At 70.0% G+C, this 14,187-nt stretch carries 14 protein-coding genes; 2 read left to right on the forward strand and 12 right to left on the reverse strand.

The window, feature by feature from the left end:
* Positions 1–56: 56 nt before the first annotated feature.
* From IU450_RS08610 to mqo, 6 genes are all read right to left on the reverse strand, one after another.
* A complete protein-coding gene (locus IU450_RS08610) occupies positions 57–425 on the reverse strand; it encodes a cobalamin biosynthesis protein (RefSeq protein ID WP_324197590.1) in 369 nt (122 codons plus the stop codon).
* Complete coding sequence (locus tag IU450_RS08615) at positions 412–2,079, reverse strand: cobyrinate a,c-diamide synthase (protein WP_195149214.1); 1,668 nt, start codon at positions 2,077–2,079, stop codon at positions 412–414. The genes IU450_RS08610 and IU450_RS08615 overlap by 14 nt, the downstream gene beginning before the upstream one ends.
* Positions 2,080–2,158: 79 nt before the next feature.
* Positions 2,159–2,773, reverse strand: coding sequence for a cob(I)yrinic acid a,c-diamide adenosyltransferase (gene cobO, locus IU450_RS08620; protein ID WP_195149215.1), 615 nt, complete (start codon positions 2,771–2,773; stop codon positions 2,159–2,161).
* Between the two features lie 211 nt (positions 2,774–2,984).
* Positions 2,985–4,985 carry a magnesium chelatase subunit D family protein gene (locus tag IU450_RS08625; protein WP_324197619.1) on the reverse strand — a complete coding sequence of 667 codons (2,001 nt, stop codon included), beginning with the start codon at positions 4,983–4,985 and terminating at the stop codon, positions 2,985–2,987.
* Between the two features lie 164 nt (positions 4,986–5,149).
* Positions 5,150–5,605: a GNAT family N-acetyltransferase gene (locus tag IU450_RS08630; protein WP_195149217.1), complete on the reverse strand. Its 456-nt coding sequence runs from the start codon at positions 5,603–5,605 to the stop codon at positions 5,150–5,152.
* A 19-nt stretch (positions 5,606–5,624) separates the two neighbouring features.
* Complete coding sequence (gene mqo, locus IU450_RS08635) at positions 5,625–7,139, reverse strand: malate dehydrogenase (quinone) (RefSeq protein WP_195149218.1); 1,515 nt, start codon at positions 7,137–7,139, stop codon at positions 5,625–5,627.
* Between the two features lie 299 nt (positions 7,140–7,438).
* On the opposite strand from mqo, the gene IU450_RS08640 reads away from it, so the two are divergent.
* Positions 7,439–8,515 (forward strand): alpha/beta hydrolase, encoded by a 1,077-nt coding sequence (locus IU450_RS08640; RefSeq protein ID WP_195149219.1) that lies wholly within the window; start codon positions 7,439–7,441, stop codon positions 8,513–8,515.
* Here the strand turns inward: IU450_RS08640 and IU450_RS08645 are convergent.
* The 5 genes from IU450_RS08645 to map all read right to left on the reverse strand — a co-directional run bounded on the left by IU450_RS08645 (position 8,495) and on the right by map (position 12,350).
* On the reverse strand, positions 8,495–9,058 hold the full coding sequence (locus IU450_RS08645) for an alpha/beta hydrolase (RefSeq protein ID WP_195149220.1): 564 nt from the start codon (positions 9,056–9,058) through the stop codon (positions 8,495–8,497). The genes IU450_RS08640 and IU450_RS08645 overlap by 21 nt on opposite strands.
* 54 nt (positions 9,059–9,112) lie before the next feature.
* Positions 9,113–9,505, reverse strand: a complete 393-nt coding sequence (locus IU450_RS08650) for a PIN domain-containing protein (RefSeq protein WP_195149221.1) — start codon at positions 9,503–9,505, stop codon at positions 9,113–9,115.
* Positions 9,502–9,750: an AbrB/MazE/SpoVT family DNA-binding domain-containing protein gene (locus tag IU450_RS40535; protein WP_043728670.1), complete on the reverse strand. Its 249-nt coding sequence runs from the start codon at positions 9,748–9,750 to the stop codon at positions 9,502–9,504. The genes IU450_RS08650 and IU450_RS40535 overlap by 4 nt, the downstream gene beginning before the upstream one ends.
* Before the next feature lie 127 nt (positions 9,751–9,877).
* The gene (locus IU450_RS08660; protein WP_195149222.1) at positions 9,878–11,416 is read right to left on the reverse strand and encodes a cobyric acid synthase; all 1,539 of its coding nucleotides are present in this window, start codon (positions 11,414–11,416) and stop codon (positions 9,878–9,880) included.
* Positions 11,417–11,486: 70 nt separating this feature from the next.
* Complete coding sequence (gene map, locus IU450_RS08665) at positions 11,487–12,350, reverse strand: type I methionyl aminopeptidase (RefSeq protein WP_043695076.1); 864 nt, start codon at positions 12,348–12,350, stop codon at positions 11,487–11,489.
* Between the two features lie 437 nt (positions 12,351–12,787).
* On the opposite strand from map, the gene IU450_RS08670 reads away from it, so the two are divergent.
* On the forward strand, positions 12,788–13,396 hold the full coding sequence (locus tag IU450_RS08670) for a DUF4126 domain-containing protein (protein ID WP_195149223.1): 609 nt from the start codon (positions 12,788–12,790) through the stop codon (positions 13,394–13,396).
* A 266-nt stretch (positions 13,397–13,662) separates the two neighbouring features.
* Here the strand turns inward: IU450_RS08670 and IU450_RS08675 are convergent, their stop codons facing one another.
* Positions 13,663–14,022: a DUF4254 domain-containing protein gene (locus tag IU450_RS08675; protein ID WP_195149595.1), complete on the reverse strand. Its 360-nt coding sequence runs from the start codon at positions 14,020–14,022 to the stop codon at positions 13,663–13,665.
* Positions 14,023–14,187: the final 165 nt, after the last annotated feature.

The following is a 14,187-nucleotide window of genomic DNA, read 5'->3' on the forward strand; positions in this document are numbered from 1 at the left end:
GGACAAGCCGTGACGACGCGGCAGCACTCGTGGCCACTCGCGTTCCGTCGACGCGGCTACCGCTCGTACCGCGCTGCCGCGACCACCACGCCGTGCACGACGCGCTTCGGCAGCACCAGCGGCCCGCCCTCGGCGGCGAGCAGCGCCGCGGCCTCCGCGACACTCGGCGTCCCGACGGCCGACCGTGCCCGGCTCCCCGGATTCGGGACGGTGACGGCCGCCAATTCGGCTGCGGAGTAGGACCGCAGCGGAATTTGAAGATCCGCCGCTACAGCGCGCAGTCCGGGTTCGGCGCAGCGCTGCTCGATGGTGGCCAAGCATGCGATCCGGTGGTCACCCACGGCCTCGCGCAGCGCGGCACCGATCACGTCGGCCGATGCGCCTGGTCGCAGGCCGATACCGACGACCACGTCAGCCGATGGCACGGGAATCCGCGAATCGGGCTGCGGCGGTGACGAACCGCCGCACCGCCTCAGGATTTCCCGCCGGGTGGGTGTGCAGGTACGACGCGTGCACGTTGCCGATCAAGGCCCCCTCCCGCACCCGCTCTCCCGCACTTCCGACCCAGCCCCACGCCGGGTTCCCTGGCGGCGCCGACACCAGGCGCGTGCGGTGGAACTCGTGTCCTCGAACCCGTTCGCCCGCCCGCCACAGGGGCGAGTCGGCCAGTGCGACGGCATCGCGGTAGCCGAGGGTCAGGCGCGGCCCGAACGCGGCGTCGGCGTCCACCACCCCGGCCATGGGGTGCCCGTCCAGCGAGCGGGTGAGATACAGCAGACCGGCACATTCGGCGTGCACCGGCATACCGTGCCGGACCGCCTCGGCCACCGCCCGCAGCAGACCGGAATTCGCGGCCAGCTCCGCCGCATGCTCCTCGGGGAAGCCACCCGGCAGCACCAATCCCGCTGTCCCGGTGGGCAATTCGTTATGGAGCGGATCGAACACGACCACCTGCGCGCCCGCGGCCACCAGCAGCTCACGGTGCTCGGCATAGCCGAAGGTGAACGCCGGACCACCCGCGACGGCGACAACCGGCCCCTCCCCGCCGACACGGCAGGTGGCAGCGCTCTCGTAGGCAGCCCACAAGTCACCACCAGATTCGAGGAGCGCCGCACCGGGGCCGCCCGAGTCACGGCCACCGCCGAGAAGCGTCGCGGCGGGCACCCCCGAGCCAGCCCCACGGACCGGCATCGCGGTGCATACCCCCGACTCGGCCCCACCGAGCGGCATCGCGGTGGACACCCCCGACTCGGCCCCACCGAGCGGCGACACGGTCGACACCCCCGAGCCGCCCCCACCCAGCGGCGCCACGGTGGATTCCTCGCCCGCACCTTCCAGACCGCGCACGGCGGCGGCGGGATCCCAGGCGGGTCCGGTGACCGACGAGCGAGCAAGTGCCGCGATGGCCTGCAGGTCGACGTGCGCGGCGACGAGATCCGTCATCGCCGCCACCGCCGCCGTCGCGGCCGCGCCGTGCTCCACCGCGGGAATCAGGCCGAGATGCCGAGAGGGGACCTCCAGTTCGGCCAGGCGCGGCAGTGACCCGAGCACCGGCAGCCCGACGCGATCGCAGGCGGCGCGCAGCACTTGGTCGTGGCGTTCGCTGCCGACCCGGTTCAAGATCACGCCGCCGAGCCGGACACCGCTGTCGAAGGTGGCGAATCCGTGCAGCAGCGCCGCCAGACTCTGGCTGTGCCCACGCGCGTCGACCACCAGCACCACTGGCGCTCCCAGCAGGGCCGCGACCTGCGCCGTCGACCCCTCCGCCACCGGCCCGGAGTGCTGATCGTCGATCCGCCCGTCGAACAGGCCCATCACACCCTCGACCACCGCGAGGTCGCACCCCTGCGCGCCGTGCCGATACAGCGGCACCACACGCTCCGCACCCACCAGCACAGGATCCAGATTCCGCCCCGGCCGCCCCGCCGCCAACCCGTGATACCCCGGATCGATGTAATCGGGCCCCACCTTGAACGGCGCCACCCGATGCCCCACCCTCCGCAACGCCCCCACCAACCCCGTCGCCACAGTCGTCTTCCCGCTCCCCGAAGCGGGCGCCGCGACCACAACCGCCCTCATCCCCGCCCCCGCTCCGCGAGTGGCACACCACGGTGCGGGCCTCTCGCGATCCGCCGCGGCCATGTGCCACTCGCGACGGTCACCATTCGATGCCTCGCTGGCCTTTGCGGCCGGCGTCCATGGGGTGTTTGAGTTTGGTCATCTCTGTTACGAGGTCGGCGGCATCGATGAGGGGTTGGGGTGCGTCGCGGCCGGTGATGACGACGTGCTGGTTGCCGGGGCGAGCTTCGAGGGTGTCGACTACTTCGGCGACGTCCACCCAGCCCCATTTCAGGGGGTAGGTGAATTCGTCGAGGACGTAGAAGCGGTGCTGTTCGGCCTTCAGGCGGCGCGCGATCTCCTGCCAACCGGCCAGCGCGGCGGCGGCGTGGTCCTGCTCGGTGCCCTGTTTGCGGGTCCAGGACCAGCCCTCGCCCATCTTGTGCCATTCGACCGCCCCGCCCGCGCCGGTCTGCTCGTGCAAGGCGCCCAGGGCGCGGAAGGCGGCTTCCTCGCCCACCTTCCATTTGGCGCTCTTCACGAATTGGAACACCGCCACGTCGAAGCCTTGGTTCCAGGCGCGCAGCGCCATCCCGAACGCGGCAGTCGATTTACCCTTGCCCGGCCCGGTGTGCACGGCGAGCACCGGCTGATTGCGCCGCTGCCGCGTGGTCAACCCGTCGTCGGGAACGGTCTCCGGAACACCCTTGGGCATCGAATCTCCTTGCTCGTCCTCGGATCACTCCGAACCTGTGCGCCGCGCCGGACCTGGAGCGACGAAGTCGCCGCCACCTCGCGCAACCCGCCCGCCCGGCGACGACCGAGCATCCTGTAGGACAGGACGCCGCCGACTCACCGCGTCTCTCCAGCGCCGCCGTGCAAGCGGCCGGGCGCCCTCCGTCGGGCACACCGTTCGAAAGTCGTGCTCACGCTGCCCGAGCCGCCCGCCCCGACATGCCGCTCGGGCCTCCGGAACTCGCGCGGACGACGTCCGCGACCGAATCACCGGTCAGCTCGGCCAGGCGCAGATAGCCCCCGCGCAAGTCGCGGGCCAGATCCACGGCGAGACCGAGGCGGATCATGCCGCGTTCGCAGTCCACCACGATCGAGGTGACCGCGTCTCTGGCGAGCAAGCCTGCGGCGATACGGGCGCGCGGAACCGGATCGATTCCGCCGGTGGCGCGACCGTCGGTGAGCAGCACCAGCATCGCCCTGCGGCGCGGATCGCGCACCCGCTCGCGCAACACCACCTCGCGCGCCTTCAGCAGGCCCGCGGCCAACGGCGTCTTCCCGCCCGTGCGCATCCCGGACAACCGGCGCACCGCGATGTCGACCGACGAAGTGGGCGGCAGCACGAGTTCTGCCTCCGCGCCGCGCACGCTGACGACGGCGACCTTGTCGCGGCGCTGATAAGCGTCCCGCAGCAGGGCGACCACCGCGCCGGTGACGGCGGACAACCGGTCGCGCGCGGCCATGGAACCGGAGGCGTCGACCACGAAGACGACCAGGTTCCCTTCCCGCCCTTCCCGATACGCGCCGCGTAGGTCGTCGGCGGCCAGCCGCAGCGGCCCGTCGCCGCGGCCGCGGGAACGCTGATGCGGCGCGGCCGCGAACACGGTACCGAGCAGATGCAGGCCCGAGGAGGTGTCGGTGCTCGGACGCACCACCCGCCCGTGCCGTGATTCCGCACGGGAGCGTCGCCCGGGTGCGCCTTCGCCGACGCCGGGCACTTCCCAGCGCGGCGTCCGGGCGCCGGTGGAAACCGGTGCGCCACTGCGTCCTTCACCCGAGTGCCCGCCTCCCGGACCGTCGGGCGGTGACGGGTCTTCGGGGCCGCCGTCCGGGTCCTCGCCGGCAGCGTCGTCCGGCTCCGCGGCATCCCGGGGCGTGCCGTCCGGCTCGGGCGCACCGCTCGGCTCGGACGTTTCCTCCTCGCGCCGCACCTCCGCCTCTGCGTCGCGCATGGCGTCGTCGAGCTGCTGCTCGCTGATGCCGGGTTCGTCGAACGGATCGCGCCTGCGCCGATGCGGCAGCGCCAGTTCGGCGGCCACCCGCACGTCGTCCTCGGTCACCACGTCGCCGCCGCGCCAGGCGGCGTGCGCGGTCGCGGTGCGCGCGACGACCAGATCGGCGCGCATCCCGTCGACGTCGAACGCGGCGCACAGCGCGGCGATCCGGCGCAGCTCCACGTCGTCCAGCGTCACCTGCCCCACCCGGTCGCGGGCGGCGAGGATCCGCTCGGCCACCTCCTGATCGGCCTGGGCGTACCGGGCCGCGAAACCGGCCGGGTCGGCCTCGTAGTCCAGCCTGCGGCGCACCACCGCCATACGCACGTCCACGTCCCGGGAGGCCGCCACGTCCACGGTCAGGCCGAACCGGTCCAGCAGCTGCGGACGCAGCTCGCCCTCCTCCGGATTCATGGTGCCGACCAGCACGAAGCGCGCCGGATGCGAGTGCGAGACGCCGTCGCGTTCGATGTGCACCCGGCCCATCGCCGCGGCGTCCAGCAGCACGTCCACCAGATGGTCGTGCAGCAGGTTGACTTCGTCGACGTAGAGCACGCCGTGATGGGCGGCGGCCAGCAAGCCGGGGCGGAACGCCTGCTCCCCGTCCCGCAGCACCCGTTCCAAGTCCAGTGAACCGACCACGCGGTCCTCGGTCGCGCCCACCGGCAGCTCGACCAGGCGGGCCGGGCGCGCGCCGGTTTCGTCCACCACGGGCGGCAGCAGCTGGGCCAGCGCGCGGACCACGGTCGACTTTGCGGTGCCCTTCTCGCCGCGCACCAGGACCCCGCCGATGCCGGGATGAACGGCGCAGAGGATCAGCGCCAGCTGCAGCCGTTCCTGCCCGACCACCGCCGAGAACGGGAATCCCGCATCACCGTCCGAACCCGGACGCGTTCGACTGCTCTGGTCGGATGTCGGCACTGTTTCGGCATGGGACACGGACACGCCCCAACTCTAAGCGCGCGCCCTCATCCACCCGACAGGGCCCTTCGATTCAGAACCGATGCGGGCGGGCCCCGGAAAATGCACAGAAAATGCCGCACCCGCCCCGGAGACGCCCGGAGCGGGTGCGAATGGCGAGACGTTCACTCCCCGCCGCGGCGCATCGGCACATGGGCTATGCCGTCTTCCTCGAATTCCGCGCCGTCGACCTTGAAGCCGTGCTTGCTGTACAGGTCGATCAGGTAGCTCTGCGCACTCAGCCGCACCGTCGCCGAACCGACCTCGGCCAGCGCCGCCTGCAGCAGCCGCGTGGTGTATCCGTGCCCGCGAGCGGGCGGCGTGGTGCAGAGCCTGCCGATGCGGAAACTCTTCACCCCGTCGTGGTGCTCCTCGCACAAGCGCAGCGTGGCGATGACCTCGCCCTCGTCATCGAGCCAGAAGTGCCGGGTCTCGGGAAGCAGGTCCTTCCCGTCCAGTTCGGGGTACGCGCACTTCTGTTCGACGACAAACACTTCGACGCGAAGTTTCAACAGCCGGTAGAGCGTCGCGGTATCGAGATCCTGCGCCCATGAGCGTTTGAGAGCAACCGTTGACATCATCGAGCCTTGCTATCACAACCTAGGCGTTCGCCGCGACCCCCGCGTGCCTCGGCGTGTTGTCGCCGCCGTCGACGAGGTTCAGCGCTTTGGAGGTCCAATCCCACACTTCGTGGAACAGCGCCGGGTTCTCGGAGAGCTTCACGCCCAGCGACGGCACCATCTCCTTCAGCTTCGGCGTCCACTCGGCGTACTCCTGCGGGAAGCAGCGCTGTAGGACGTCCAGCATGGCGGTGACACAGGTGGACGCGCCCGGGGAGGCGCCGAGCAGACCGGCGATCGAGCCGTCCTGCGCGGCGATCACCGCGGTGCCGAATTCGAGCACACCGCCGACGCCCTTGCGGCGGATCACCTGCACGCGCTGGCCCGCGGTGATCAGCTCCCAATCCCTGCCCTCGGCGCGCGGGATGAACTCCGACAGCGTGATCACCTTGCCCGCTTCGGACTTCAGCAGCTCACTGACCAGGTACTTGGTCAGACCGAGTTCGGTGACGCCGACCCCGAGCAGCGAGAAGATGTTGTTCGGGCGCACCGACTTGAACAGGTCGGTGTTCTTGCCGTCCTTGAGGAACTTCGGCGTCCAGCCGGCGTACGGACCGAACAGCAGGCCCGGCCTGCCCTTGATCACCCGGGTGTCCAAGTGCGGCACCGACATCGGCGGGGCGCCGACCGCGGCCTTGCCGTACACCTTGGCCTCGTGCTGATGGATCAGCGCCGGGTTGACGCAGCGGAAGAACTGACCGCTGACCGGGAAGCCGCCGAATCCCTTGGCCTCCTTGATGTTCGCCTTCTGCAGCAGCGGCAGCGCGCCGCCGCCGGCGCCGACGAACACGAATTTGCTGATCAGCCTACGGGTTTCCCTGGTGCGGACGTTGCGCACCGTGACCAGCCAGGACCCGTCGGACTGCTTGGACAGGTCGCGCACCTCGTTGCCGAAGGCCAGGTCGACGCCGGAGGCGCCGAGGTAGGCCAGCAACTCCTGGGTGAGCGAGCCGAAGTCGATGTCGGTGCCGCCGTCGGTCCAGTTCAACGCGATCGGATCGGAGAAGTCGCGCCCGCGCGCCATCAACGGCAACCGCCGGGTGAACTCGTCCGGGCTGTCGATGTACTCCATGCCCTCGAACAGCGGGTGCGGCGCCAGCGCTTCGTAGCGCTTGCGCAGGTACTCCACGTTGTCGGCGCCGTGCACGAAGCTGACGTGCGGAATCGGGTTGATGAAGGCGGACGGATCGCGCAGGATGCCGTTCTCCACGCCGTAGGACCAGAACTGGCGGGAGACCTGGAAGCGCTCGTTGATGTCGACGGCCTTGGTGATGTCCACCGAGCCGTCGGCGTTCTGCGGGCTGTAGTTCAGCTCGCAGAGCGCGGAGTGCCCGGTACCCGCGTTGTTCCACGGATCGCTGCTCTCCGCGGCGGCGGCGTCCAGCCGCTCGAACAGGGAGATCGACCAGTTCGGCTGCAGCTGCCGCAGCAGCGCGCCGAGAGTGGCACTCATGATGCCGGCACCGATGAGTACTACATCGGTCTTTTCAGTCATGGCAGCGTTCGGCACGGGTAGATCGACTTCCTTGTCCTTCTGCGCGGGCCCACCGGGCGGGTGGACCTGCCTGGGCACGGTGTGGTTGTGGCTCGGTCCCGGCGTCCGCCGGCACCGAACGGCATGGCGGGAGTCAGGTTACCCGCCGTTCACCTAAGCCCAATTGTGCACCTCACCACGCCGCGACCCCGCAGCGAACCTGCGGAATGTGCGGAATGCGACAGAGACGGTCGTCACTTCGGCGGCAGGGCGACGGCTGTGGTCTGTCGGCACTGGACGCCGTCCAATAGATTGGTCGCGTGACGAACGAACAGTCGCTTGCCCAGCCGGTCGGCACTTCCCCGGATGGCGGAGGCTGGCGCCCCGACGTCCTGGGCCCGCACTATCAGCAGCGCACGCTGCCCCTCGGTCCCGATCCCGACGGCGAAGGCGAGGTGGTCGCCACGCTGGTGCGCTACACGCCCACCGGCGCCATCGAGCAGACCGCGGGCGCGGTGCTCTACGTGCACGGATTCACCGACTACTTCTTCCAGGAGCACCTCGCCGAGCACTTCGCCGCGCGCGGGTACCAGTTCTACGCACTCGACCTGCGCAAATGCGGCCGGTCGCTGCGCGACGGGCACACGCCGCACTATGTGACGGATCTCGCTTTCTACGACCGTGAGCTCGCGGAGTCCCTGCGGATCATCCGGGCCGAGATCGGCGACGCTCCCGTTGTGCTCAACGCGCACTCCACCGGCGGGCTGGTCGTGTCGCTGTGGCTGGATCGGCTCAACCGCGCCAGGGGGACGGCCGCCGCGGGCATCACCGGCGTGGTGCTCAACAGCCCGTGGTTCGACCTGCAGGGTCCCGCGTACTACCGGACCGTCGGCACGCCGATCATCAAGGCGGTCGGGCGGTTCCGGAAGATGGTTCAGCTGCCCGGCGGCGGCAAGATCAGCACCTACGGCGACAGCCTGCACCACTCGGTGTCCGGCGAATGGAATTACAACTTGGACTGGAAGCCGTTGCAGGGCTTCCCGGTGCGGCTCGGCTGGCTGCGCGCCATCCGCAACGGCCACGCGCGGCTGCACCAGGGCCTGGACATCGGCGTACCCTCCCTGATCCTGCGCTCCCGGATGACCAAGTTCGCCAAGGAGTACGGCCCCGCCGTGGACGTGGCCGACGCGGTGCTCGACGTCAAGCAGATCCAGCGCTGGTCGGGCTGCCTGGGTGACCGCACCAACATGGTGCCGATCGACGGCGCCAAGCACGACGTGTTCCTCTCCGGCCCCGAACCGCTGGCGCAGGCGTTCCGCGAGCTCGACAACTGGCTCGACTGGCTCGCGGGCTATCAGGAAGCGGCGGGCGCGCAGTCACCAGAGGCTGGTGCGTAGCACGATCTCGGTGGCCAGCTCGTGGTCGGCTTCGGTGGCCACGTTGGTGACGTCGACCTCGACCACCCGGAATTCGCCGTAGACGAACCGCCCCGACGTGTCGGCCACCGAGCGCGGCAGATTCTTGGTGACCAGCAGCGTGGTCGGCACCTCGACCGGGCCGGTGTCCGCGTCCGCCACCGCGCCGTCCGCGCCGGGCGTGGCCGGGTGACCGCGATCGGCCACGACCAGGCTCTGGAACCGGCCGAACCCGCGTGCGCACGCCTGCCAGGCCAGCACCGCGCCCGTCCCGCGCCCGGCCACGTTCACCCACGGCAGACCGAGCTCGTCCAGGATCGCGGTCACACCGGCCGGGTCGAGACCCTCGATCGATTCCACCGCGAAGGTGCGCAGATCCGAGTTGTGCAGACGGGCGCACACCTGATCGAAGACGTCCGCCGTGTCACCGGCGTCGGGCAGCAGGAGCACGCTGTGCCGGGATTCCGGTCCGTCGATCCGCACGGTCCATGCCCGGTCACCGACCGTGATCTGCCGAGATTCCATGCCGAATCACGCTACACGGATCAGGGCACCGCGGCGGCGGGTCGGGGGGCGGATTCAGGCGAGCAGGCGCATCCCGGCCCGCTCACCCGCGTTGTGATCGAAGGTGACGGTGAGGTCACACCCGGCCTCCTGGCCGAGTTGCTGGATCAGCGCGTCGGCGAAGTCGGCGCCGTCGGCGGCCCGGCGCAGCGCCTGGCGCACGGTGTCGGCGCGTTCGACGACGATCTCGCTGGAATCGAGCAGTCCCAGCAGCACGTCGGTGACCGCCTCCGGGTCCTGTTTGTAGCCGCGCCGCAGCACCCAGTGGATCTCGGCGAGCACGATCATCGTGATGTAGCCGGGTTTGCTCTCGCTGAGCCCGTCGATCACCTGGTTGGCCCGGGCGGACTGCTCCGGATCGTCCTGGGTCAGGTAGCGGATCAGCACATTCGCGTCCAGGCCGATCATCGCGGCTTGCCTTCCACGACATTGCCCGCGATCGCCTCGTTCATCTCGGCCAGGCCGATCGGCGAGCCGGACCAGCCCACGATGCCCTTCAGCGACTTGATCGTGCGCGTTTCGGGCACCAGTTCATAGGTCCCGTTGGGGGTGGGCACGAAGGCGACCCGCACGCCCGTGCGCAAACCCATCGCTACGCGCACATCGATCGGGATCGTGATCTGCCCCTTACTGGTGACCGCCGCCGACACCACGTTCCCCCCTCGGCCGCTGGGTCTCTTCTCCGCCGCCATCTTCCTCACACCCGACCATGCTCGATCAGCCCGCGCCTTACCCGGGGCCGAATTCCTTACTGCAAGGTAAGGCGCTGGTCGGTCCGCGTCAACCGATACGGCCGCTCGCGCCGATCGCCTCGGTGGCCAGGATGGGCAATCCGGCGGGCGCACCCCCGGCGAGCAGGTGCTCGAGCGCGGCCAGATCGAGGTGGGCTTCGATCAGATCGGCCAGTAGATCGAGCTGGGCGGCACGCACCTGCGTGACCGATACATCTTCGGCGACAACGAAACCCGATCGGCCCGCAGCCGCGGCGACCGCGCGGAGCCAATCGCGGCGCAACTCGTCGGATTCCAGCAGCCCGTGCAGGTGGGTGCCCCACACCGCGCCGCGGACACTGCCTTCCGGCTCGCCGTCGACGGTGAGCCATGCCGGATCGCCGTTGTGCGTGACACGTCCGTGGTGGATCTCGTAGCCGCGCACCGCCACGCCCGCCACGTGCCCCGTGCTGCGGCGCAGCACTTTGGGCTCGGCGAATTCGACGGTCAGGTCGAGCAGGCCGAGTCCGTCGACCGCGCCCGCACCGGATTCGACCGGGTCGACGATGCGGGTACCGAGCATCTGGTACCCGCCGCAGACGCCCAGAATCGGTCCGCCCACGGCGGCGCGTGCCCGCAGCGCGTCGGCGATGCCGCTGCCGCGCAACCATCGCAGATCCGACACCGTCGCCTTGCTGCCCGGCAGGACCACCAGGTCGGCGTCCGCCAGGCGGGAGGGCTCGGTCACCCAGCGCACCGCGACGCCGGGCTCGCAGGCGAGCGCCTCGACGTCGGTGGAGTTGGAGATGCGCGGCAGCCGGATCGCGGCGACGGTCAGCCATTCGGCCCCCACCGGCGGGCGGGGACGGCCGACCGGCGCGTCGGCGAGGGTGCCCAGCGAGTCCTCCGCGTCGATCCAGAGGTCCTCGGCGTACGGGAGCACGCCGAGGGTCGGGCGGCCGGTGAGCTCGGCCAAGCGCTCCAGCCCCGGCCGGAGCAACTCGACCGCGCCGCGGAACTTGTTGACCACGAACCCCGAGATCAATTGCTGGTCTTCGGGTTCCAGGATGGCGACCGTGCCGAACAGGTGGGCGAGCACGCCGCCGCGGTCGATGTCCCCGACCAGCAGCACCGGCAGGCCCGCGGCACGGGCGAGACCCATGTTCGCCAGGTCCGTCGCGCGCAGGTTGATCTCGGCGGGCGATCCGGCGCCCTCACAGACGACCACGTCGAATTCGTCCCGCAGCGCAGCGAGTTCGGCGGCCACCACGCCCCGCAACTCCTGGCGATGCCGGATGTAGTCCTCGGCGCCGACGGTGCCGACCGCTTTCCCCCGGACCACCAGCTGGGAACGCCGGTCACTGCCCGGCTTGAGCAGGACGGGATTGAACCGCACGCTCGGCTCCAGCCCGCACGCCTGGGCCTGCAGCGCCTGCGCCCGGCCGATCTCCCCGCCGTCCAGCGTGACCACGGAGTTGTTGGACATGTTCTGCGCCTTGAACGGCGCGACGCGCACGCCGCGCCGAGCCAGCATCCGGCAGATCCCGGCCACGACGACGCTCTTGCCCGCATCCGAAGTGGTGCCCGCGACCAGCAGCGCGCCCTTCATCGCGGGCTCGTCCGGTGCGCGGCCGCCCGGGACGTCCGGCCGACCGGATCGCGTCCGGTCAGGCCGCCGGTCACGGGAGGGTCAGGATCTCGGTCCCCGATTCGGTGACCACTAGGGTGTGCTCGAACTGCGCGGTCCACTTGCGGTCCTTGGTGACCACCGTCCAGCCGTCGTCCCAGATCTCGTAGTCGATTCCGCCGAGGTTGATCATCGGCTCGATGGTGAACGTCATGCCCGGCTCGATGATGGTCTCCACGGCGGGCTGGTCGTAGTGCAGCACGACCAGGCCGCTGTGGAAGGTCGGACCGACACCGTGGCCGGTGAAGTCGCGGACCACACCGTAGCCGAAACGATTGGCGTAGGACTCGATGACCCGGCCGATCACGTTCAGCGCCCGGCCCGGCCGTACCGCCTTGATCGCCCGCATGGTGGCCTCCTCGGTCCGCTCGACCAGCAGGCGCACCTCCTCATCGACGTCACCGGCGAGGAAGGTCTTGTTGGTGTCGCCGTGTACGCCGTTGATGTAGGCGGTGACGTCGATGTTGACGATGTCACCGTCCTCGATCACGGTGGAGTCCGGGATGCCGTGGCAGATCACCTCGTTCAGCGAGGTGCAGCACGATTTCGGAAAGCCCTTGTAGCCCAGCGTCGACGGGTAGGCGCCGTGGTCGCACATGTACTCGTGCGCGATGCGATCCAGCTCGTCGGTGGTGACGCCGGGCGCGACCGCCTTGCCCGCCTCTTCGAGCGCCTGCGCGGCGATCTTGCCCGCGATCCGCATCTTCTCGATCGTCTCCGCGGTCTGCACCCAGGGCTCGCGTCCCTCGTTGGCGGTCTTCTTCCACGCGTATTCCGGGCGCTCGATGGCGCGCGGAACTTCACGGGTGGGCGACAGCGTGCCCGGGACGAGCGGCTTGCGGGTGCGGACAGACATAGCGAACAGCGTAATCGGCCCACCGCGCCGATGCCTTTCCCCGGCCCGCCACGGCGCCTCTCCCAACGGATCGACCTGCGGCTTCCTGCTGCTGCGCTCGGTCGGTGCCCCCTGCTGCGGACCGATCTGCGGCCGGTGAGCCCGCGCCGGGTTTTCGCTTTGGCTCTGCCGACGCGCGCTGCCGGGAGCCTCGTCTGCGCACGGGCCCGAATCTGCTCGCGCTCGGCGTCGAGCGGATCGCCACCGGCGTCGGAGTGATCCCCCTCTGGTACCAGCCACCTCCCGGCGCGGACGAGCGAACACCTCCCTCCCGATCGCTCGGGTGCTCCGACGCCTTCCTGGCTGTGGTCACGCCGACCGGCATCCGTCCCGCGCCACCCCTTCGGTCAACGTCGGCGCCGCCGACGCCGCTCGTCCGATCGCCCTACCATGGGCGCGTGTCCGCACTACCTCTCATCTTCACCGCAGGCTGGGCCAGCGGCGTGAACGCCTACGCGGTGGTTCTGCTGCTCGGGCTCTTCGGCCGGTTCGGATTCACCGATTCGGTGCCGGAAGCGTTGCAGCGCACCGACGTCCTGGTCGCGGCGGCGGTGTTGTTCCTGATCGAGGCCGTGGCGGACAAGCTCCCCTATCTCGACTCGTTCTGGGACGCGGTGCACACCGTGGTGCGGCCGATCGCGGGCGCCGTGGTCGCGGCGCTGCTGGCCGGACAGGACGGATCCCTCTCGGAACTCGCCGCGGGCGCGGTAGGGGGTACGGCCGCACTGGTGAGCCATCTGGTGAAGGCGGGAACTCGGATGGCCGTCAACACCTCTCCCGAGCCCGCCAGCAACATCGTGGTCAGCACCGCCGAGGACGTGACCGTCGCGGGCGTGGTCACGCTCGCCGTGTTCCACCCGGTGGCCGCGGCGGTGATCGCGGCGGTCCTGCTCGTCATCGGCCTGGCGCTGCTGTATTTCTGCGCGAGCCGGATCCGTCGCTATCGCCGGCGGCGGCGGGCCCGCCGGGCGGCACGCACGCGCAACCAGGAGTTGGTTGCGGAGTAATTGCCACACAGCGCAATTGCCACACAGCGCAATTGCCACACAGCGCAATTGCTACACAGCGGGATCGGTCACGGGCGTGCCGCGCCAGTCGACCACGCGGCACGCCGGGCGGGGCGCCCCGTTGCGCCCGCCGTCACTGTGCCGGCGACGTGAGCGCCCGGGTGGAGCCACTGGTCGGATGACTCGGCGCCGGGACGTCGCCATTCGGACGTGTGACGCTGCGGGGCAGTGTCACTACCGCGGACGAGACCACCGTCGCGACGAGTTCATTGTTCGGGCAAACGGCGGCGGCCACCGGCCACGTCGGTTACCAGATCAGTGTACCCGTCGACCAGTTCGGCTAGTTGATACCAATGTTTATGGGTATTGTCGCTGCGCGCGCCCTCGGTGTGAATGACCTGATTCGCGTCCACCCAGCTGCGCGCCATCCGATCCACTACGGCGCCGAGGGTTTCGGTGTGCAGCGAGGCCCCATTGCGATGCTGGGGAATCTCCTGCGCGACCCAGTCGTTGATGTCGTCGACGAGTTCACGTCTGCGACAGTCGATTTCAGCGATCAGTGCGGTGTCCAGCACCTGCGCACGACGCTGGTGCAGTTCGGCTAGAGCGTGTGCGGAGCGCAGCAGTTCCCGATCTTGGAAACGACGCCCTTGGAAAGCACACAACAATTGCGGTGCGGTCGGTAAGGCACCGACCGTCGGCGCGCTCATCGCCGTACTCCGAGTTCACCCGACACCAACGCGCTTTGTACCAACATAATTGGCTCTCGATTCCGTTATCCCGGTCATCGG

Origin of the sequence: Nocardia abscessus (assembly GCF_015477775.1) — a bacterium.
Classification (GTDB): domain Bacteria; phylum Actinomycetota; class Actinomycetes; order Mycobacteriales; family Mycobacteriaceae; genus Nocardia; species Nocardia abscessus_A.

Excerpts from the sequence above, each read along its gene's own strand:
- IU450_RS08615 (WP_195149214.1), bottom strand. The coding sequence starts at position 2,079 with ATGAGGGCGGTTGTGGTCGCGGCGCCCGCTTCGGGGAGCGGGAAGACG.
- cobO (WP_195149215.1), bottom strand. The coding sequence starts at position 2,773 with ATGCCCAAGGGTGTTCCGGAGACCGTTCCCGACGACGGGTTGACCACG.
- IU450_RS08630 (WP_195149217.1), bottom strand. The coding sequence starts at position 5,605 with ATGATGTCAACGGTTGCTCTCAAACGCTCATGGGCGCAGGATCTCGAT.
- mqo (WP_195149218.1), bottom strand. The coding sequence starts at position 7,139 with ATGACTGAAAAGACCGATGTAGTACTCATCGGTGCCGGCATCATGAGT.
- IU450_RS08645 (WP_195149220.1), bottom strand. The coding sequence starts at position 9,058 with ATGGAATCTCGGCAGATCACGGTCGGTGACCGGGCATGGACCGTGCGG.
- IU450_RS08650 (WP_195149221.1), bottom strand. The coding sequence starts at position 9,505 with ATGATCGGCCTGGACGCGAATGTGCTGATCCGCTACCTGACCCAGGAC.
- IU450_RS08660 (WP_195149222.1), bottom strand. The coding sequence starts at position 11,416 with ATGAAGGGCGCGCTGCTGGTCGCGGGCACCACTTCGGATGCGGGCAAG.
- map (WP_043695076.1), bottom strand. The coding sequence starts at position 12,350 with ATGTCTGTCCGCACCCGCAAGCCGCTCGTCCCGGGCACGCTGTCGCCC.